Here is a 20116-nt window from a genome sequence, read left to right on the forward strand (position 1 = left end):
CCGAAATCACTCATCGTCCGTGACCATTCCGTCGGCAAACTTACGCATCCAGTTTAAGAACGCAAGAGTTTCCATCGTCACGAAACGATAGTCTTTACTTTTGAGGTTAATGACAGTTTTAATCAGCTTGTACGCTTCGCGATCCGGCTGTTCTCGGAAGTATTCTGGAAACTTCTGTTCCAGCCACTTGGCCACCGACTGGTAAATTTCATCGTATATTTTTCCTTCGCCACTCCTCTTTCTTTTAGAGAAGTAAAAAGCTAACGTTTGTCCGAGTCCGTTCACTTGAATGAGTGAGGGCATTTTTTTTACATAGGCACGATATTTCTTACCGTCGATCCGCCCATCCCTTACCGACTGTGCCACTTCGTCAAAAGCAAATGCTGCCCGGCCACCTTCGATTTTTGCGATCGATTCGTTTACGTTCGTCATTGTCCGTCCTCCGCTAACCATATTCTCCGCATCATACCTTTACCGATCGTATAGTTGCCGCCGAGCTGGAATACCGCAGGGAAGTTCTCATCTTCCACCATAAACTGCGCGACGTCCGCGGCCGTCTGCATGCCATCGATCCCTTTTCCGCGCACGTTGCCGATAAAAAGGAAACTGTAAAACACTGCTTCCGGCGGGACGTTCTCTTCATACCAGAGCGCGCCGCTGTCTACGGTACCGTTGTCGCCAACTTTGATGCGCGCGTTCACTTCCGTCGATAATTTTACAAAGTCACTAAAGTCGCTGTCGCTCAGTACCGCTATCCGTTGTGCCACGTCGATCGACAAGTGATCGCCGAGCATTTGCGAAATTTGCCGCGCCAGTATTTGGGCTTCTTCGTCCACCGTCGCATGGAACGTATACTCCTCGAGTATGAGCTTGTCGTTCCCCACTAAAATGTGATCCGAGGATACGGGATAAACGCTAGCATCAGAACTAACGTCGGGAACGACCAACTCTTCCACTACGTTACCGTTTGCGTATACTTTCCGTTCATCGTTAAACCGCTTAAGCACGTGTGGACACGTAATCCATGTGAACACGCCGCGCAAGGAGCGAACGGGGAACAATAAGATGCGGGCGTCGCTAAAGGCGATCGCGCTCGCTTGCGTCTCGTTGGCATTGCTTGTATCGCCGGTATCATTTTCTGTCCGCGGTTTCGCACCGAACACGAGTTCAAATTTCTTCTTTTCCTGCTCAGACGTACAGCTACCTTCTGTTTGAAAACGAATGGCCCCTTTGAGTGACGAACTCTCAACTTTCGGGTACCCCGTATGTTTTTCCCGCTGAATCGGTAAGTCTACAATGCCAATTTCACTACCGCTACCTGCATGGACAGAAGTAATGGCATGAAGCAAAAACGGTTTAGCTTTTGTGTACACAATAAAACCTCCCATGATAAAATGAATGATGTTCCATTTTTACGAGCTGTACGCACACTTTTTATAAGTTTGGCACACCCGCAGCGACCGCGAATCCGAACCCTTCATGTGCCCCTTCATCCGTTAACGTAAACCCGTTAGCCAAAGCGATAAAGCGGTCAATGTCGGCCTCGGCGATCCGCACGTACAACACCGTACCAGCTGGTACCATCTGTCGCCGCTCTTTCGGCCGATGTTTCACGATGTCCCAGCCACCGTACATGTCTGGTCGCCCGACGGCAGCAGTAAGTACCTCTGCTCGCAACCCATTCGACAATTCAATTTCCTTCGTTTCTTCATTAAAGGAACCTGGCCGCGACCCGTTGCCCCACACCGCCGGCGAAAGCAACACGATGCGCGCGAGCTTCGTTGCGGCAAGTTGCTGGCGCAATTGTGCGAGTTCCTCCTCTTCCCACAGTGTCCACGAATGATCTTCTTCGGCAATTGTCCACGGACGGCTCTCGGCACCTAACCGCGCAAACGGAACGTCGGCAAAGTCTGGGCACGGATCGGCATACACTGCCAACTGGCAGCCGCCGACCATCGTAAGCATTTGTTGCTGGTAAAAATAATGCTTTTCCGCACGGCGTTCCTTATTGAGGTGAATGCCTACCTTTGGACTGCGTTGAATCAGGTCGGCGGCTGCCAGAAGAAATTCCGTCGACTCCCCAGATAATAAAAGTTTTTTCCAATCCCTCATCGGCACAAATTTCCCCGCCGCACTCGCCGACTTTTTGTTGGACGACGCCCGTAAACGCCACAGTGACGCGTTGTTCGACGACGGTAGGTCGTCGGGGGTTAACGTCAGTGGGTGTACTTCTAGTTTTTCTTCCTTTAACACCTGACAGTCGAGCGGTAACGGCAACAGTAACTCGTCATTCTTCATTAATAACAGCAACGCTTGTCGAAATGAACCGAACGATTCTGGAGTGCCCATCCATTCCTTAACGGCATCATCCTTACCTGCTGCAAAATCCTCGAATGTGCTGTGCTGGTGAATATAGGCGGCGCGCAACGCCCCGTATACAGTGTTCGAGCGCGGTGGAAACATGCCGTCAGCAACTGTATGTACACCAGCGTCCGCCGTTGCGTGCCCCTTAAAAAAGAATGTGTCTACTGGTTTTAGTCTGAGACGTTTCACAAGCGATTCACCCCTTTACGTTGGAAAAATGTCAGCATCTTCAACAAGCGAAAGAAATCATCCGTAGTAGGTACCACATCGTGCAGACGCATCGCCTTCTTTACGAAGTCGTCGAGATCGGCAATTGTTTTACCGTCTTTAAGTGAACGGCGAACTAAGCGCCCAAATTCTACCTCCAGCATGTCCTTACGCTCAATGCGCGGGACGTCAGGCGAACATACAAGCGGCGCAAATACTTGGGCAAACCGATAGATGAAGGTAGTAGAGAGCTCTTCTTCCAATGCATCAATCATGCGCTTCAATTGCGAAATTGTTTCTTCACCATCTGATTGCCATGGCACAACCGTCTCCGCTATTTCACCTGCGTGCGTGTGTACAGCGAGGGCGAGCGCGTCTTTTTCTTTTTCGGTCAATCGGTTTTTGTACTCTTTCGCCCGACCTTCTAGTTTGCGTACTTCGTTTAGCAAGTGATGCAGTGGCGCCTTTTTGTGCCCGATGACGACCCCTGCAGAAGCCGTCGCTTCCCGCCCGACGCCTTGCTTGTCACTACCGAAGGCGAGACGTAGTTCATTCGCCGCATCGAGCACTTGGTCGACGGGGAAAAATGCCAACACGTCGTCGCCCCCCGCGTAGACGATGACTCCCTCATACTTCGCGACAATTTTTGGCACCTCTTTCGCGGCAAAATGGGACAATCGTCTGCTTACATCGCGGTATTGCTCCAGCGTTTCCCCGGAGAACAACTTCCCCATATTGTCGCCGTCCAATTTTAAAATAGCGAAATACGACTGCGCTTTTACACCAATGTCTTGTGTCGACGGGAAGGAAGCGAACGGTTTGCTGACTTTGTAGTAGTCCTTCTTAAAATAGTCGCGAGCGACGCGCTTGCCCAAACATACGCCGCATAAGAATTCATTATCTTTAATCCGCGCGTGATCATTGTTTTCTCCTACTGTCGCTTCTATAGGAACGTGGAATTCTTCACTCCGCTGCTGCCACGTGTCACGCAGTTTTTTTCTCATGTGACCGTAGCGATCACTGTCGTTTACCGCGTACATCGAAAGCGCGTCACGTTCTTTACATACGGAACAAGTGATGCCCGCCCCCGTAAACTGGGAAAACTGCTTGTCGCTTTTCAGTGCATTGAGGCGCACCTCTAGCTCTTCTTGCTGTTCTGAAAAACTAGTTTCCGCAACGTAAGGCTGCAAGACCCAATACACTTCAAGTAATGCATCGACTTGCCTTTCTGCTTGCGACTGTAACGCTTCTTGAAATTCACGATCGGGAAACACATATTTAACCGCCCATGAACAAAACTGTTTAAAGGCATCCCGCACTATCGTTTCCGTCTGCCCCATCACCTCAGCCACTTCTTCCGGCGAGCCTTCAATGAGAGCCGTCAACCGGTTAGGGAGGGAGGCAATGTTTAAGTTGGCGTCGTTCTGCTTGTTATCGAGTGCGATCCTTTCCTTAGTCACTTGCGGAAAGATCATCTCGACATTGCGCCCCGCCGCGTAAAGCGCTTCGATCGCCCGTTCGACGAGAAAGGAGAGGACGTAACTGCCACTCCACAAATCTTCTGTCTTGCGAGCCGAAGCAATGAACGACTGCACTGGTCCGATTGTAAAAATCGCCATTTGGCGTGTTGCTGTCATACGTCTACCCCCAAAATGCGTAAAAACAGATCGCGGTCACTTTGATATCGCTGCCAATTACTCATGACCTTTTGCGAATGCAATTCGTTGACGACCGGGTAATATAGATTACCGATTTTGCGCACGGTACACCATAGTGGTGAAGCAAAGCGACCCCCCATCGCGGAACCGAGGGATTGTCCACGGCCATTGGCACGGTGCGACGCGTCCCCAATCTTTTTTAGGACGGCGTAGGCATCTTTTTCACCACTGCCAAGCCACACCGCTGCGAGCGTTGGGTGCTCACTCATCTTAGCCGCAGTCGTCGGCCTGTACGGCTGCCTAACCTGCACTTGTCCACCTGTACGCAAGGTATCATGTCTTTTGTCTAGGGCATCTTCCCCTGCCGCCGTTCGCAACAAGCACGTGTTGCTTGTTTGTCTTTCGTAACTTGCACCTAGATCGTCGAGCGCTGCGTATAGCGTTTGTCTGAAATTGTCAATTGTCGCAAACTGGTGCTCTTGCCCCTGTATCGCCCCGAATCCACGACGCGCTCGTTGCCCTACACTCGCAAGCAGAAGCGTGTAGTTGACGATTTTTTTGTACTGCATGACAGTGTCGATTGGGACTCGCTTCGCAAGTGCCAGCGTAAAAGTGACGGTGTGTCCTTGTTCTACAGCTGGCACCTTCCCTTTACCTTTATGTGGTAGAATGATCGCTTTCTGTCTAGATGTGTACTGTTGCGTCGACATAAATGTGATGGGCGACTTCTTACCACTTTCTCCATCACTTCCGTTCGTCCCACCGAACAATTCTTCTTCTTCTAGTATCAGCCCTCTCTTATTTTTACCGAACTGCAACGTCCGCCACCAATAGCGTAAAATTCCTTTGAAGGAAGAATGACGCCATTCTGCCATTTGCCTGTTGTCGGCACCGTGTACTGCCATCGGCGTCACGAGCGAAACGGTGTAGTCAATCGTACGAAGCGCTGTTCCCTCTTCGTATAAGGCTAGATTCATTTCCTGCACCTCCCACAGTAATAAAAGGTTTTTAGTAGTTTTACTCGTTGCATTCCGCTGCCCCTCGGCTATTAACTCAGTAGTGTCCCTTCCGCTAATACGATTTTATTTGCTACCTTCTGGAAAAACGGCTTCATCTCGCTTACAAACTCAACGATGGTACGCTCAATATTTTGTGCCGAAATACGTTCTATGTTCATCTCAGAGTGGTTAAGGTTGTTGCGAAATTTGACCAGATTACTGAACGGCTTTAACTGCTCACGATACGGTTCGATAACTGCAATTACGCGCTTAATTGTTTCGATGTCACCGCGCCATTCTTCCTCCGGCTTTTTTTGAAGGTAGACGCTTAGTGCACCGCCCACACTTTCTCGACTATCTACATCTAGTTCATCCAAGCCAGTTAATTTGCAAACAAACGATAGAGATGACGTACTCCTGAAGTAATGTGTACGCCAGTTGAATCAAACCGTGATCGACACACCAGCTCACAGCGTAATAACTGTTCATTACTTCATCGTCGGTGAAGTCAGCGTATTTTGCCTCAATTTCGTCGACGAGCGGTAGGAGTGGGCGCACGTGCTTCGTTTTAAGCTGCTTCACACGCTCAACCTCTCGCCTGAGTTCGCGTATTTTATCGATGTATGACCGACCACGGCACGTTTGAAAGGCCAAACTCGTTTGTTCCATGCGATTGGCCAACTTCTGTAGTTTCCCGAACTGCCTGCGGTCTTCTTTATCGACTTTGTCGGATTCGTTAGCATCGCGTGTGAAAAACCGCTGCGCCTCACCTTCCGTCAGTTCTTTAATTTTGGACGCGTCACCTGTCCGCAAATATTGGTCGACCCCGTTCGTCCAGTCGAGTAGCAAGGCCATGTTCGTGAAATCGACAATCGGTGCCAACCGCTCCACAACATTCATCGCCTTGATCTCGGGGAAACTTCCCAACTCTTCGATCCACCCATACATCATCTTTCCAATTGTCGCCCGCTTCAAAAAGCGCGCATAGTTAAGGACGATAAGGGCAACTACTGGATTGGTACGAAAACTGTGCGTAACGTCAAAATAAATGTCGTCACCGTTTTCAATTTCGTTCATAATCGCGTCGAACAATCCCCAGTTCGCCGCCTCATCTTGGCTACTCGAAATATCGACCAGCTAATTTTCCCGCTTTACGTAAGGCGTGCACGGCGGAGTACTCTGCACTTATTCTTTCTGGTTGATTGTCAATCTCCGGCATTAGTGTCTGGCAGTGACGAAACCAATCGGCTATTTTGACTTTCGTTTCCTCTGTTATTGTTTTCGCTTGAAGGTCGACAGAAAAATCCGTGTTGTGACCTTCTTTCTTTATCATGGTGAATAAGTTTCGTGGAAAATTAAAGGAAATTCCGCAAGTAATAACGATTGTATGGTACATAAGTTCCTCCTTAACATGTGCGTTTAATCCTTCAAGTACATACGCAATCATGCACGGCACTCGCAGCTATTCATTTTATAAACGTCTCACTACATTTTGACTGACAAACATACAAACCTGCAAACCTGCACCTCTCCAAAATAGCTGTCTACCAAAGAACATATTTCGACATAAAGTGCTGTTTTTCCTTCTTTAACGGGAATTGTATTGGCATCGTTCTCTTCCCCAACGGCAAATGACGATTGCTAATGATAAAAGTATACCGTATAGATTGTGCCAAAACCGGTCAGCAAACATACGTTCCCTACATAATCTTTTTTTGAGAAAGTATTCAAACTTAATTTGTGAGACTACCTACCGTACTTGCTGGCACCTATACGTCTCATTGAATGACTCACTGAACATACGTCTTGGTACCGAGTCATGACGGCGCAATAGACGAAAAAAACGAAGGAAAGCTTATGTAGCTGACGGTTTCAATTCCTCATAGGTGAGATTCGAACGGCTACACAGGGATGCTAGAATGTATTTGTTTCAACTCAAAAGCCGGCCAATTTCCGGCCATTTATTAATAGTACGAATATTAATAATAATGTTGTTGCAGTAACCATTTCTCCGTTTCCTTCATCCGGTACGAGCTGCCATTCATGTTGACCAAATACGCTTGGTGCGTGAGGCGTCGATCATTGCTGCTGTCATCACCTCGTCTTGAAAGATTTTGCCCCAGTGTTCGAAAGACAGATTAGTCGTAATAATCGTTGAGTGACGACCCGCACAAAGGGAAAGGTGGGTAAACAGTAACTCTGCGCCCTTGTCAAAGGAGATGTAACCATCTCGTCAGCGATAACGAGATCATACTTTTCGAAACGGCTTTGAAAGTTACGTAGGATTTTTTTCGCCCATGTTATATTAATCCTGTTGACCAAGAGTGGAACGGTCGTAAACCATACTTTAAATCCTTCCATACACGCTTTCATGCCAGTTCCATGGTCTTAGCATAATCAGAACCGACATGAGCGACGACGCGCATTCGGCACAAACCATAACCCGAACCTTTTGCTCCGCCTAAATATAAACGTTCGCTATCAAGCGATTGCTCCTGGGCACACGTTTTGGGCACTCATTAAAATAGAAGCCTCACTTGCCGAAAGTATTACACCTGTTCTTGACGAAGTTCATTGCTCGTTTTCCGCGACTAAAGCTGCATACTCCGAGTTCGCTTCGCCAAAGGTCTCTTGCACGATTTGAACGATTCGCTCGCAACCTTCCGTCTGGTTCGTTTCAAAAAACAGCTCGTATTGCTCCCACCCCGAATAAATGACTCGCTTTATTTTTTCCAAGATGGAGCTACTAATCGCTTTCTCCTTCTGCCCGACCTTATCCTCCTTTTGCCCTTCATTAATTTTTTGCACTAACCGAATAAAAGCACCGTAACTGTAAACGCCATCTTGTGCCGCTTCCTCTTGATCAATTCGCAAAGGTTTAAGGTGAAAGCGCTCTTCATATTGCCCGTGTCTGACGTAGTCCTCGTATGTATGATCACTGTCGACTTGCCCTTGGACAATCTCCCAATCGATAAACGACGCATTCGCGGCCTTACTGCCTTCCGTTCTGACTTTGTGCATCGACTCTTTGGCACGGTGACACAATGCTTCTGCTGTGCGAACGGCCTCAAAAAACGGATAGTTGTATTTAACAATCGCTACTCCCGCGCATGCGGTTAAGCCCTCTCCTTGTTGATCTCGGTCCATTAATTCGTGTAATACTTCCCGATCCCTGTTCTTTTCGAGGGATAATTTTTTAATATTTTCAACAATCGTCTTGGCTAGTTCAATTGCGTGTTCCGCTTCGACGATGAGGCATATGTCGTCCCCTGCCATCACAATCGGGGTGACAAGTATTTTTTGCAATTTGCCCTCTGTATCAGCGCTATACACAGATGCCGCATGAGTCAGTAAAGCATTACTGACTGCTTGACTATACAAATTATCGATCGCTTCACTAAACCGCTTTAGTTCCTTAAACGTCGTAATCTTGCTGACCATTTCTCCCATTTTATTGCCGTCGATCGCAATGACACCGATATAACTTTTGCCGTCTTCCCCTTTCTGATAGTCTTGCAATTCGTCCGTTATTTCGATGGGAGCGCTTGGTGTGTTCGCTTCGTTGTTGGACTCTAGTTTTTTCTTTAAAGACCGGAACAAATATTTCTTTGACAGATCATAATCCCTATCTTGCTTAACGTCACACCGTTCTGCTTGTCCCGTCTCGTCAATCTGCTCCACACCATATGTCCAACGCCGGAACTTAGCCCGTCATTTGTCTTTTAATTTATCTGCTTTTTCATGCAGTAACTCGCGAATTTTCTTTTCCTTAATCCCATCGATTCCACCGCAAACGCTAACAACTTCGTCCTCATCATCGTCAACCAAACTTATGTATAGCTCCAGATCAGGATAGTCTCTAAGGACTCTCCCGGAGTATGTTCGGACAAAGTGTTCTGCTTGTTCTTTAGTAGCGAAGCGAACGATGCTGTTTCCTCCACCTGAGTAGACAAACTCTACTTGCTCGCTGAAATGCCTCGTTAAATGCCGGCTTAACGAAATAAGCTTTTCCGGGGGCTCAGGGAGCTCTTCTGTCACGCACTTGATGATAAAGGAGTTATACAGGTTATCCCGGAGCTTATTATGTTTATAAATAAACTCCTGTTTCTGAGATACGTCGATAAACGCATACGTTGCCATTAAAACCCTCCTGTTCTTTTGAGTGGAATGACCCTTACCTTGCGGGCCGATCCCGTTATTCGGTTCAACTTTTCCTTTGTTTATTGTTTGCTGCTTTCTCATTTTCCATTTCCGCGACGATTTTATTGAAGGCCTTGGCGTACTCGAAATGCGGAAAAAGCATCGGGTTGTTGATGAGCATGAGCAGCTGGTTTAATTGCAGGTTTAAAGAGAGTAGTGGGTTGCCGGTTACCTTTAAATCTTTTAATGTGTTGGTTAGGTCATGGTCACTATCCTTTTTAAACTTTAACTCAGCGTCACTCCGAAGCTCTTTTTTGATTGGGAATTTAATATGAAGCGGTTCGTCCGAATTTTTATCAATAGTTCTCTCTTCCCACATATTTAATCGCTTCGCCCACCATCCTAGCGCCTTGTCTTCATATTTAATTGAAACCTGAAATCCCTCCATATCGCCTTGCATTTTTTGAATTATGAAGTCAAAGTAATCCCCTAGCTTTTCTTTATTTTTTTCTAGAGTGCTTTCCCGTGCGTTTGACTTAAGAGATGCTAAGATTTTGATGGGTTGTGTATTTATTTGTGATTCATTTGTGATTCCAGTAGTATAGCCGCTAACAATTCGCGCGATACCAGACCTCCTTGTCTTTAATTTCCCAATACAATCAGCCCATTCTATCAACTTGTTATCTGAAAAATCTTTACTCTTGCATTCTATTACAATAGCAACAGCTTCAATCGGAATAAATTTAAGTGTATTATATTGAAAGACGTACGGCGTATATTGCTCATCAAACACTGCAATATCGACTTCCTTGGAAACCTCCCCATAAGAATCAATGATCATGACCCCTTGAGCAATGGAGAACTTCCTAGGTATAATGCTTCTAAAAAATTTTATCCACATTTCCTCACGATGGTTACCGGTTAAACCACCATGCTTAGAAGCTATATCCATTTCTTCTACCATCATGTTGTTAACATAATTATAGTTATCATATATTTTTCCGAATACTTCAGCAGAATTCTTTTCCTGCGCCATTACATTCATTCCTTTCTTATCTTACCATTCTGTTTAGCCAAAATAATTAGGGTATCGAAAGAAGTTCAAAGCAACCTTCTTTTTTCACACACCGTAAGAAATAGGGTTCAAAAATCAAATGAAGCTTCACCTATACTCCTCAATCGTCATTAAAGTATGACTAACACTACTAAATAGTATACCTATTAAGCCCCTATAGTAACTTGGACATCACTAAACACTTTAAGTTATACTAGTGATGAAAGGGGCAGAATCAAATGAAACGCCGTCAGTTCACCAAGGAATTTAAAATCCAAGTCGCAAAGGAAGCCATGGAGGTTGGTAACCAAGCGCTAGTTGCTCGCCGCTATGATCTCGGTTCTAACTTGCTTAACCGATGGGTTCGCGAATATAAGGACGGGCACTACGGGGACGTCCCGATCGAATCCGCCCAACCACGCGAATTCAGTGATCTTGCTCAGGAAAATGATCAGCTAAAACGGTTGTTGGGCGAAAAGGATTTAGAAATTGCCATTTTGCGTGATCTTGTAAAAAAGCAGCACCCTCACTTGCTGAAAAGATTGAAGTAGCGGACAAGTGGATTTCTAAGGGATACCCGATCCAAACCGTTTTACGGATTGTCCACGTACCGCGTTCCACCTATTACTATCAGAAACACTATCGGGTGAAGGAGAAGAAAGTAAGTGGGGGGAGACCGGCACCAGGTTACTCCTTCACAAACAGCGGGCAAAAAGTGTCCGACGAACAAATTAAAGAATGGCTTATGGAGCTCGTCTCGGGTGATGGCTACGCGTATGGGTACCGAAAATTAACGGTGGCGCTCCGTTCGACGTACGATTTAGTCATTAATAAGAAAAAAGTGTACCGTCTCTGCAAACGGTTAGGCATCTTACTGCCGCAGCGACGGAAGCGAATCCGCCACCCTAGGCGCCTTGCACGTAACCGCCTCGTTGAGCGATCGAATGAGCTGTGGGAAACAGACATCAAGTATGGGTACATTGCCGGAGAAAACCGCTTTTTCTTCCTGCTTTCCTACATTGACGTTTATGACCGTTCGATTATTGACTATCATGTTGGATTAGCTTGCGAAGGTCAAGACGCTGTTCAGGTGCTACAACGAGCGCTTTCGACACGCGGGCTTCAGGAGGCACAAGAAAAGCCGATCATCCGGACGGACAATGGTCCACAGTTCGTATCTAAAGTATTCGAAGAAGCTTGTGAACACTACGGTTGTGAGCACGAACGTATTCCGCCGAACACACCGAATAAAAATGCCCATATTGAGGCGTTTCATCGGATCGTTGAGGACGAATGCTTCAACAAGTATTCCTTTGAGACGTACGAGGAAGCATATCGTACCGTCATAGGCTTTATGGACTTTTATAACAACCGCCGCATACACGGTAGTATTGGGGACATGAGCCCCGCGCAGTTTTTCCATGCGCATCAAACATCTTCGTTGCGCACGAAAGCCGTTCGACTCTGATCCTTCCCTTTCGTCTTCCAAGCCAACAGCCGCTGTAAGACGTGACGTCAAGGGCGAGCGAAAGCGAGGGCGTAGCCTTTACCCTTGACGGAAGGTCTGAAGCGACTACACTTCTATTGACGAAAGGAAGCGAGAACCAGAGATAACGTGAGCTTGTAGTTATGTATGTCCAGTTTTAAGGGGTTTATCCGATACCATATTGTGGAGTGATCGGGAATAGGTAGTCCTAAATAATACTTAGACTACTGACAATAGAAGCAGAAACTCAATGTTCCTAGTTATTTATGTTAACTTAAAAAACAGCCGCCTTGAGCATCGAAAAACCGGCCATTAAGATAGATGATCCTACTTGTCAATAAGACGAGTGGGGTAGGAGAGATGATCACGATGATCCAAAAATATCAAGTGCTCATGCTGTATGTGCATGAGGGAAAATCCTTCCGGGGGATCGCTCGTGAAGTGGGTATCCATCGGGAGACAGTCAGTAAATACGTACACGAATATGAGCAGAAGCGAAAGAATTTTGCTAGAACAAGACAACTCCCCAAATATTGACGCGCTCATTGAATCTCTTACGGAGAAACCCGTTATCCAATCGGTCTCTTTCCAGACGCAAACTAACGCCAGCGATCGAGCAAAGGATTCGTGAGTTTCTTCAAGAAAACCGAGAGAAGCGCCACAAAGGACAAGTCAACCAGCAAAAGACAGTCGTGGACATGTTTGAAGCGTTAATGGCGGAGGGGGTGGACATCAGTTACAGTACAGTTCGTCGGTTCGTACGCCAAACGGAGCGTAACACGTTAGCAATGCGTGGCTGACCACGAGCGTTTAGGCGGCAACCATCGATGGCACCTTGAGCTCGCCCATGTACTTAAGACTTTACAAAAAAAGCCTGGTGCATTAGCGGGCAGTTTATCCCTGCAGGTGAAACTACTGAGGAAATGTATCCTGCTCGACAGTTTCAATTCCTCATAGGTAAGATCAAAGCGGAGATAGTCCGCAAGTCATGATTACGACTACGCCGTTTCAATTCCTCATAGGTAAGATCAAAGCATTTACCATGAAAAAAGCTGAATTGAAAGAGTTGTTGATGTTTCAATTCCTCATAGGTAAGATCAAAGCCCCTCGACCAACATTGCGTTTGTACGATCGCTTTGACCCTGTTTCAATTCCTCATAGGTAAGATCAAAGCAAAAGCCGAACAATGTACCGCAAAAAAACATCCGAGTTTCAATTCCTCATAGGTAAGATCAAAGCCTACCACCGGATAGAAGAACTGAAAGCGGAGGTCGCGTTTCAATTCCTCATAGGTAAGATCAAAGCTGGCTTCGGCGCAACATTTGAAACGGCGTGCTTCGTTTCAATTCCTCATAGGTAAGATCAAAGCGCGCATATATAGTGTGAGCGAAAAACAGGAGGAAACGTTTCAATTCCTCATAGGTAAGATCAAAGCATTGGCCTAGGTCTACTTGCGCGGCACTTGCGAGGTTGTTTCAATTCCTCATAGGTAAGATCAAAGCCGTGAACATGTCCGTTGGCCTCGCGAAAGGCGGAAAGGTTTCAATTCCTCATAGGTAAGATCAAAGCGTATGCATCGCCCATAGCGCCCGCAGCCGGCCAACCCCGGTTTCAATTCCTCATAGGTAAGATCAAAGCTGTCGTGGTGTGCAATCGGCTTGATGCGCGTACGGAAGTTTCAATTCCTCATAGGTAAGATCAAAGCATTACCGTGCCCGCGTCTTTCCACGCCTGCAAGCGCAGTTTCAATTCCTCATAGGTAAGATCAAAGCACTGAAGCGCCCCTCTAAATGCGGAGGGGCATTGTCGTTTCAATTCCTCATAGGTAAGATCAAAGCACTCGGGCCGGCTACAGTAGAGTACGGCGACGGAGCCGAGTTTCAATTCCTCATAGGTAAGATCAAAGCCCGCGCCCGAGCCGCGGCATGAAACGGAGACTATCGTTTCAATTCCTCATAGGTAAGATCAAAGCGCTTTCGTGCCCGTTTCGATGAGCTTGCGGAACATCGGGTTTCAATTCCTCATAGGTAAGATCAAAGCTTGAATCACCTCTTTATCTATATCATACACTGCTGCGTTTCAATTCCTCATAGGTAAGATCAAAGCGGAGGACGAGGTGGACTTCGAAAGGTACGCAATGATGTTTCAATTCCTCATAGGTAAGATCAAAGCCATTTTGGCTGTATGACTGATACAGCGTTACGAAGGGAGTTTCAATTCCTCATAGGTAAGATCAAAGCCGCCCGTACCCGTCGACATGAAACTGAACCATTCGTGTTTCAATTCCTCATAGGTAAGATCAAAGCTCAGCTTGTGAGAGACCCCTTTTTGTTCTCAAGTCCTGTTTCAATTCCTCATAGGTAAGATCAAAGCTACCGTCGTTGACGGCCGCGTACTCTGCCGGTGATATTTGTTTCAATTCCTCATAGGTAAGATCAAAGCGGTACTTGTGCCTACCGGATTAGCATTCGCAATTCCAGTTTCAATTCCTCATAGGTAAGATCAAAGCGCCGGGCACATCGTCGCGGTTCCGGGGTTCGTTCGGTAAGTTTCAATTCCTCATAGGTAAGATCAAAGCGGTGGCAGGAGATTCTGGCCGATCGTTGTTGATCCGGGTTTCAATTCCTCATAGGTAAGATCAAAGCCCATCAAACGGTATTGATGGTATTATGCGGATCCTTGTGGTTTCAATTCCTCATAGGTAAGATCAAAGCTCTCTTTTGCAGAAGGCGTAAACCTGAAGTCGTACAGCTCAGCGTTTCAATTCCTCATAGGTAAGATCAAAGCACTTTTTTCATCCTTAGCTTTGACACCACCACATCCGGGTTTCAATTCCTCATAGGTAAGATCAAAGCGATGCGGTTGTTAAAGTTGTCCATCGAGTTAGACGGCGGTTTCAATTCCTCATAGGTAAGATCAAAGCCGCCGTTCACCTTCGTTCGTTTCTTCCGGCGTAAATGGTTTCAATTCCTCATAGGTAAGATCAAAGCAAGAAATAGCACTCGCACAAATTACTGTTTCAGCAGGGTTTCAATTCCTCATAGGTAAGATCAAAGCGCGACTGACGGCACCCCAAACGTCTTCAACCTCCCAGTCGTGTTTCAATTCCTCATAGGTAAGATCAAAGCCCTTACGAAACGGAGTGGTACGATCGCATGATTACGCGTTTCAATTCCTCATAGGTAAGATCAAAGCAAAATCAGCGACCAAGGGAACGTCCTGCACGATACCGGTTTCAATTCCTCATAGGTAAGATCAAAGCCCGCTGATCATGGAGACAGGATTCATACGGTTCAAGCAGTTTCAATTCCTCATAGGTAAGATCAAAGCAAACTGAACGGAAACCCGCGCGGGAGGTGGACCCGCGTTTCAATTCCTCATAGGTAAGATCAAAGCAGTTGATTGCATTCGCCATCAGTCATTTCCTCCTTGTTTCAATTCCTCATAGGTAAGATCAAAGCCCAGTGAGGCGATGGATCTTTTGGAGCGGGCCGAGGACTGTTTCAATTCCTCATAGGTAAGATCAAAGCCGTCTGGTTGTGTTGACTGTACAAGGGAAGACCGAAGTTTCAATTCCTCATAGGTAAGATCAAAGCCGGCGGTGATTCTATTTCCGTTGTCGGAAAACAACCGAGTTTCAATTCCTCATAGGTAAGATCAAAGCTCAGCGTGTCTCCGTCCAGCTTGATCGTGTCCATATCGTTTCAATTCCTCATAGGTAAGATCAAAGCGCCGCATTACGCGAGGGCGTGAGGATCGGGCATGAGTGTTTCAATTCCTCATAGGTAAGATCAAAGCGTCCGCCCAGTTGATTGAGTGTCTCGATCTGCCATGGTTTCAATTCCTCATAGGTAAGATCAAAGCTGAATACCGGGATCTCTGTTCTATGCAGCCGATTGAGTTTCAATTCCTCATAGGTAAGATCAAAGCGTAGAGGCGCCGGAAGGAGGCGATATACTTCGCAAGTTTCAATTCCTCATAGGTAAGATCAAAGCTTAACCTCGCGGTCGATAGACCGTTCGCGAATCAAGTTTCAATTCCTCATAGGTAAGATCAAAGCCGCACCCATGATGTAACTACTGACAGCGGCATTCTCGAGTTTCAATTCCTCATAGGTAAGATCAAAGCCAGAATATGGCGGCATGATATGCGCTCAAATGTATCCGTTTCAATTCCTCATAGGTAAGATCAAAGCCCCCGACCCACATCCGTAAGTCAGCACTCATCGACGGTTTCAATTCGGATAAACCCCTTAAAACTGGACATACATAACTACAAGCTCACGTTATCTCTGGTTCTCGCTTCCTTTCGTCAATAGAAGTGTAGTCGCTTCAGACCTTCCGTCAAGGGTAAAGGCTACGCCCTCGCTTTCGCTCGCCCTTGACGTCACGTCTTACAGCGGCTGTTGGCTTGGAAGACGAAAGGGAAGGATCAGAGTCGAACGGCTTTCGTGCGCAACGAAGATGTTTGATGCGCATGGAAAAACTGCGCGGGGCTCATGTCCCCAATACTACCGTGTATGCGGCGGTTGTTATAAAAGTCCATAAAGCCTATGACGGTACGATATGCTTCCTCGTACGTCTCAAAGGAATACTTGTTGAAGCATTCGTCCTCAACGATCCGATGAAACGCCTCAATATGGGCATTTTTATTCGGTGTGTTCGGCGGAATACGTTCGTGCTCACAACCGTAGTGTTCACAAGCTTCTTCGAATACTTTAGATACGAACTGTGGACCATTGTCCGTCCGGATGATCGGCTTTTCTTGTGCCTCCTGAAGCCCGCGTGTCGAAAGCGCTCGTTGTAGCACCTGAACAGCGTCTTGACCTTCGCAAGCTAATCCAACATGATAGTCAATAATCGAACGGTCATAAACGTCAATGTAGGAAAGCAGGAAGAAAAAGCGGTTTTCTCCGGCAATGTACCCATACTTGATGTCTGTTTCCCACAGCTCATTCGATCGCTCAACGAGGCGGTTACGTGCAAGGCGCCTAGGGTGGCGGATTCGCTTCCGTCGCTGCGGCAGTAAGATGCCTAACCGTTTGCAGAGACGGTACACTTTTTTCTTATTAATGACTAAATCGTACGTCGAACGGAGCGCCACCGTTAATTTTCGGTACCCATACGCGTAGCCATCACCCGAGACGAGCTCCATAAGCCATTCTTTAATTTGTTCGTCGGACACTTTTTGCCCGCTGTTTGTGAAGGAGTAACCTGGTGCCGGTCTCCCCCCACTTACTTTCTTCTCCTTCACCCGATAGTGTTTCTGATAGTAATAGGTGGAACGCGGTACGTGGACAATCCGTAAAACGGTTTGGATCGGGTATCCCTTAGAAATCCACTTGTCCGCTACTTCAATCTTTTCAGCAAGTGAGGGTGCTGCTTTTTTACAAGATCACGCAAAATGGCAATTTCTAAATCCTTTTCGCCCAACAACCGTTTTAGCTGATCATTTTCCTGAGCAAGATCACTGAATTCGCGTGGTTGGGCGGATTCGATCGGGACGTCCCCGTAGTGCCCGTCCTTATATTCGCGAACCCATCGGTTAAGCAAGTTAGAACCGAGATCATAGCGGCGAGCAACTAGCGCTTGGTTACCAACCTCCATGGCTTCCTTTGCGACTTGGATTTTAAATTCCTTGGTGAACTGACGGCGTTTCATTTGATTCTGCCCCTTTCATCACTAGTATAACTTAAAGTGTTTAGTGATGTCCAAGTTACTATAGGGGCTTAATAGAATTCCTCATAGGTAAGATCAAAGCGGTGGACCGAATTAGAGCGCTAGGAAATGCTGTTGTACCTGTTTCAATTCCTCATAGGTAAGATCAAAGCAAAGTGTACAAGGATCACATCGAGATACATACCTTCGTTTCAATTCCTCATAGGTAAGATCAAAGCTTAGCGCCGTTCAAAGCGCTACTCAAAGCGTGGTCGTTTCAATTCCTCATAGGTAAGATCAAAGCTTTCAGCTCCGTCTTGGCGTTGCGGATCGCGCGTTCAAGTTTCAATTCCTCATAGGTAAGATCAAAGCTTAAGGGACTGCCTAATTTCATCTTGGCCAATGTCGTTTCAATTCCTCATAGGTAAGATCAAAGCATTTAACCTCGCGGTCGATAGACCGTTCGCGAATCAAGTTTCAATTCCTCATAGGTAAGATCAAAGCGTCCCGCACGTGGCCGTCAGCGGATACAAGCCGCAGTTTCAATTCCTCATAGGTAAGATCAAAGCCCAACCGTTATCGAGGTGAGCGGTCGGAGGTATACGCTGGTTTCAATTCCTCATAGGTAAGATCAAAGCTCCCTTAACCTGCAAGCCCTGCTTATAAAAGTTATGTTTCAATTCCTCATAGGTAAGATCAAAGCTGGAAGTTACGTCCAAAAACGATAGGAAACGAAAGTGCGTTTCAATTCCTCATAGGTAAGATCAAAGCGTTTTCAACGACACGCCGGAACGCGGTCTAACCTGGTTTCAATTCCTCATAGGTAAGATCAAAGCGTATCCGCTTGCTTCGGCGTCTTGATCTCTGAGCGTAGTTTCAATTCCTCATAGGTAAGATCAAAGCCAATGCTGCCGTTGATGATGCGGCGCATCAAAGCGAGTTTCAATTCCTCATAGGTAAGATCAAAGCTCGAAACGGACTTTTTCGTGCATCAGCCATGTCGCGGTTTCAATTCCTCATAGGTAAGATCAAAGCTCGCAGCGACCGGATTGTTTGAAGTGGCGTTCCAAGTTTCAATTCCTCATAGGTAAGATCAAAGCTCCAGCGCATCTCAAACCGTTCCACACACCAATCAACGTTTCAATTCCTCATAGGTAAGATCAAAGCGCCATCTCGTCGCCACGTTTCGCTGCCTTGGCAATCGAGTTTCAATTCCTCATAGGTAAGATCAAAGCTAAAAATGATAGACCCTATGGCGTGTTCAATAGAGGAGTTTCAATTCCTCATAGGTAAGATCAAAGCATTGAACGCTCCCCATTGACAACCAGTGTTCGCGAGTTTCAATTCCTCATAGGTAAGATCAAAGCGCCCTCATTCTCTTTCAGCCGCTTCACGATGGCGAGGTTTCAATTCCTCATAGGTAAGATCAAAGCTCGCTACCCGCCGATGTCGACCGCGAGGAGTTCATCGAAGTTTCAATTCCTCATAGGTAAGATCAAAGCCTTTGACCGCGTCGGCCAACTCGCGTTTGTACGCCGGTTTCAATTCCTCATAGGTAAGATCAAAGCTACTAGTCCAACCACGAACGGAAATACGGCGGGGATGTTTCAATTCCTCATAGGTAAGATCAAAGCCACCCGCGGTTTCTCGCTGTAGAACTTTTGAACACTGGTTTCAATTCCTCATAGGTAAGATCAAAGCAAGGACAAAAACCCGAAAGCTCAGGGTCTATGGTACGAGGTTTCAATTCCTCATAGGTAAGATCAAAGCGGTCACCTAGAAGAGACATGTTTTTCCCTCCTTCTGAGGTTTCAATTCCTCATAGGTAAGATCAAAGCTCATCGAGGAGACAGGGAGAACTCGGCGATATGACCGGGTTTCAATTCCTCATAGGTAAGATCAAAGCTCTTCAGCAGTTTTTATGTTCTCCTTACTCCAGTTCATGTTTCAATTCCTCATAGGTAAGATCAAAGCCCGCAGAACGGCACAGGCAATGATGCAAGCGTACGAGGTTTCAATTCCTCATAGGTAAGATCAAAGCCCGATATTGTCGCCAAGAAAATCCTTCGCAATTTCCTTCTGTTTCAATTCCTCATAGGTAAGATCAAAGCCGTGATGAACTCGTATTTGTTGTCGAGCTCGTTTCGCGAAGTTTCAATTCCTCATAGGTAAGATCAAAGCGATCTCTTCCAGCCGTCGCGCCCACTCCATGCGTTCCGTTTCAATTCCTCATAGGTAAGATCAAAGCGTAAGGGACGCGAAAGAAAAGGCGAATGATGAGGATAGGTTTCAATTCCTCATAGGTAAGATCAAAGCGGACAAAGTCTGTCTCCCGTTCCCCTTGTTGGTTTGGTTTCAATTCCTCATAGGTAAGATCAAAGCGTGTCCGTTTGCCGTCGTTGCCCGTGGTCTCCCCTGTGGTTTCAATTCCTCATAGGTAAGATCAAAGCTTCCCACGTCATCGCCTGTTCTATGGCTTCGTAAACGTGTTTCAATTCCTCATAGGTAAGATCAAAGCGCGGTACCCGTACCCGACATTCACTTTCATGTGG

16 protein-coding genes, 1 pseudogene and 2 CRISPR repeat arrays (1 of these 19 only partly in view) are annotated in these 20116 nt (G+C 46.6%); of the genes and pseudogenes, 3 read left to right on the forward strand and 14 right to left on the reverse strand.

All coding sequences use genetic code 11. The features are described 5' to 3' along the window. Positions 1 to 6: 6 nt before the first annotated feature. From cmr5 to BN1247_RS08970, 12 genes and pseudogenes are all read right to left on the reverse strand, one after another. A complete protein-coding gene (cmr5, locus tag BN1247_RS08920; protein ID WP_054950070.1) occupies positions 7 to 432 on the reverse strand; it encodes a type III-B CRISPR module-associated protein Cmr5 in 426 nt (141 codons plus the stop codon). Beyond that, positions 429 to 1373 carry a type III-B CRISPR module RAMP protein Cmr4 gene (gene cmr4 / locus BN1247_RS08925; RefSeq protein ID WP_054950071.1) on the reverse strand — a complete coding sequence of 315 codons (945 nt, stop codon included), beginning with the start codon at positions 1371 to 1373 and terminating at the stop codon, positions 429 to 431. The genes cmr5 and cmr4 overlap by 4 nt, the downstream gene beginning before the upstream one ends. Before the next feature lie 61 nt (positions 1374 to 1434). After that, on the reverse strand, positions 1435 to 2553 hold the full coding sequence (locus BN1247_RS08930) for a type III-B CRISPR module-associated Cmr3 family protein (protein WP_054950072.1): 1119 nt from the start codon (positions 2551 to 2553) through the stop codon (positions 1435 to 1437). After that, positions 2550 to 4208, reverse strand: a complete 1659-nt coding sequence (cas10, locus tag BN1247_RS08935; protein WP_054950073.1) for a type III-B CRISPR-associated protein Cas10/Cmr2 — start codon at positions 4206 to 4208, stop codon at positions 2550 to 2552. Before cas10 ends, BN1247_RS08930 begins: the two co-directional genes overlap by 4 nt. Then, complete coding sequence (locus BN1247_RS08940; protein ID WP_054950074.1) at positions 4205 to 5206, reverse strand: RAMP superfamily CRISPR-associated protein; 1002 nt, start codon at positions 5204 to 5206, stop codon at positions 4205 to 4207. Before BN1247_RS08940 ends, cas10 begins: the two co-directional genes overlap by 4 nt. A gap of 71 nt (positions 5207 to 5277) precedes the next feature. Further along, entirely contained in the window at positions 5278 to 5604 is a 327-nt protein-coding gene (locus BN1247_RS08945; RefSeq protein ID WP_147675211.1) for a hypothetical protein, read from the reverse strand. Further along, positions 5597 to 6319 carry a TM1812 family CRISPR-associated protein gene (locus tag BN1247_RS08950; RefSeq protein ID WP_054950076.1) on the reverse strand — a complete coding sequence of 241 codons (723 nt, stop codon included), beginning with the start codon at positions 6317 to 6319 and terminating at the stop codon, positions 5597 to 5599. The genes BN1247_RS08945 and BN1247_RS08950 overlap by 8 nt, the downstream gene beginning before the upstream one ends. Positions 6320 to 6344: 25 nt before the next feature. Continuing rightward, entirely contained in the window at positions 6345 to 6674 is a 330-nt protein-coding gene (locus BN1247_RS08955; protein WP_187119757.1) for a hypothetical protein, read from the reverse strand. Positions 6675 to 7206: 532 nt separating this feature from the next. Further along, positions 7207 to 7609, reverse strand: a pseudogene (locus BN1247_RS18635) (ATP-binding protein); the annotation flags it as partial. A 189-nt stretch (positions 7610 to 7798) separates the two neighbouring features. After that, positions 7799 to 8908 (reverse strand): Cas10/Cmr2 second palm domain-containing protein, encoded by a 1110-nt coding sequence (locus BN1247_RS08960; RefSeq protein WP_054950078.1) that lies wholly within the window; start codon positions 8906 to 8908, stop codon positions 7799 to 7801. 30 nt (positions 8909 to 8938) lie between these two features. After that, positions 8939 to 9367 carry a hypothetical protein gene (locus BN1247_RS08965; RefSeq protein WP_054950079.1) on the reverse strand — a complete coding sequence of 143 codons (429 nt, stop codon included), beginning with the start codon at positions 9365 to 9367 and terminating at the stop codon, positions 8939 to 8941. Between the two features lie 64 nt (positions 9368 to 9431). Continuing rightward, a complete protein-coding gene (locus tag BN1247_RS08970; RefSeq protein ID WP_054950080.1) occupies positions 9432 to 10403 on the reverse strand; it encodes a DUF6602 domain-containing protein in 972 nt (323 codons plus the stop codon). A 257-nt stretch (positions 10404 to 10660) separates the two neighbouring features. On the opposite strand from BN1247_RS08970, the gene BN1247_RS08975 reads away from it, so the two are divergent. From BN1247_RS08975 to BN1247_RS17450, 3 genes are all read left to right on the forward strand, one after another. After that, the gene (locus BN1247_RS08975) at positions 10661 to 10972 is read left to right on the forward strand and encodes a transposase (protein WP_054948915.1); all 312 of its coding nucleotides are present in this window, start codon (positions 10661 to 10663) and stop codon (positions 10970 to 10972) included. Between the two features lie 29 nt (positions 10973 to 11001). Beyond that, positions 11002 to 11889: an IS3 family transposase gene (locus tag BN1247_RS08980; protein WP_231633368.1), complete on the forward strand. Its 888-nt coding sequence runs from the start codon at positions 11002 to 11004 to the stop codon at positions 11887 to 11889. Positions 11890 to 12300: 411 nt separating this feature from the next. Then, positions 12301 to 12444 carry a helix-turn-helix domain-containing protein gene (locus BN1247_RS17450; protein WP_231633408.1) on the forward strand — a complete coding sequence of 48 codons (144 nt, stop codon included), beginning with the start codon at positions 12301 to 12303 and terminating at the stop codon, positions 12442 to 12444. Positions 12445 to 12847: 403 nt separating this feature from the next. Then, a CRISPR array of direct repeats spans positions 12848 to 16102; the repeat unit is 30 nt; unit sequence GTTTCAATTCCTCATAGGTAAGATCAAAGC. A 236-nt stretch (positions 16103 to 16338) separates the two neighbouring features. Here the strand turns inward: BN1247_RS17450 and BN1247_RS08985 are convergent. Both BN1247_RS08985 and BN1247_RS08990 read right to left on the reverse strand, forming a co-directional pair. Continuing rightward, entirely contained in the window at positions 16339 to 17265 is a 927-nt protein-coding gene (locus BN1247_RS08985) for an IS3 family transposase (protein ID WP_054948914.1), read from the reverse strand. Then, positions 17256 to 17567, reverse strand: a complete 312-nt coding sequence (locus BN1247_RS08990) for a transposase (RefSeq protein ID WP_054948915.1) — start codon at positions 17565 to 17567, stop codon at positions 17256 to 17258. The genes BN1247_RS08985 and BN1247_RS08990 overlap by 10 nt, the downstream gene beginning before the upstream one ends. Before the next feature lie 70 nt (positions 17568 to 17637). Then, a CRISPR array of direct repeats spans positions 17638 to 20116; the repeat unit is 30 nt; unit sequence GTTTCAATTCCTCATAGGTAAGATCAAAGC; it runs 167 nt beyond the window's last position.

Origin of the sequence: Numidum massiliense (assembly GCF_001375555.1) — a bacterium.
Classification (GTDB): domain Bacteria; phylum Bacillota; class Bacilli; order Thermoactinomycetales; family Novibacillaceae; genus Numidum; species Numidum massiliense.

Coding starts and splice junctions, on each gene's coding strand:
- BN1247_RS17450 (WP_231633408.1), top strand. CDS start 12,301: ATGCTGTATGTGCATGAGGGAAAATCCTTCCGGGGGATCGCTCGTGAA.
- BN1247_RS08970 (WP_054950080.1), bottom strand. CDS start 10,403: ATGGCGCAGGAAAAGAATTCTGCTGAAGTATTCGGAAAAATATATGAT.
- BN1247_RS08955 (WP_187119757.1), bottom strand. CDS start 6,674: ATGATTGCGTATGTACTTGAAGGATTAAACGCACATGTTAAGGAGGAA.
- BN1247_RS08965 (WP_054950079.1), bottom strand. CDS start 9,367: ATGGCAACGTATGCGTTTATCGACGTATCTCAGAAACAGGAGTTTATT.
- BN1247_RS08940 (WP_054950074.1), bottom strand. CDS start 5,206: ATGAATCTAGCCTTATACGAAGAGGGAACAGCGCTTCGTACGATTGAC.
- BN1247_RS08975 (WP_054948915.1), top strand. CDS start 10,661: ATGAAACGCCGTCAGTTCACCAAGGAATTTAAAATCCAAGTCGCAAAG.
- cmr5 (WP_054950070.1), bottom strand. CDS start 432: ATGACGAACGTAAACGAATCGATCGCAAAAATCGAAGGTGGCCGGGCA.
- BN1247_RS08990 (WP_054948915.1), bottom strand. CDS start 17,567: ATGAAACGCCGTCAGTTCACCAAGGAATTTAAAATCCAAGTCGCAAAG.
- cas10 (WP_054950073.1), bottom strand. CDS start 4,208: ATGACAGCAACACGCCAAATGGCGATTTTTACAATCGGACCAGTGCAG.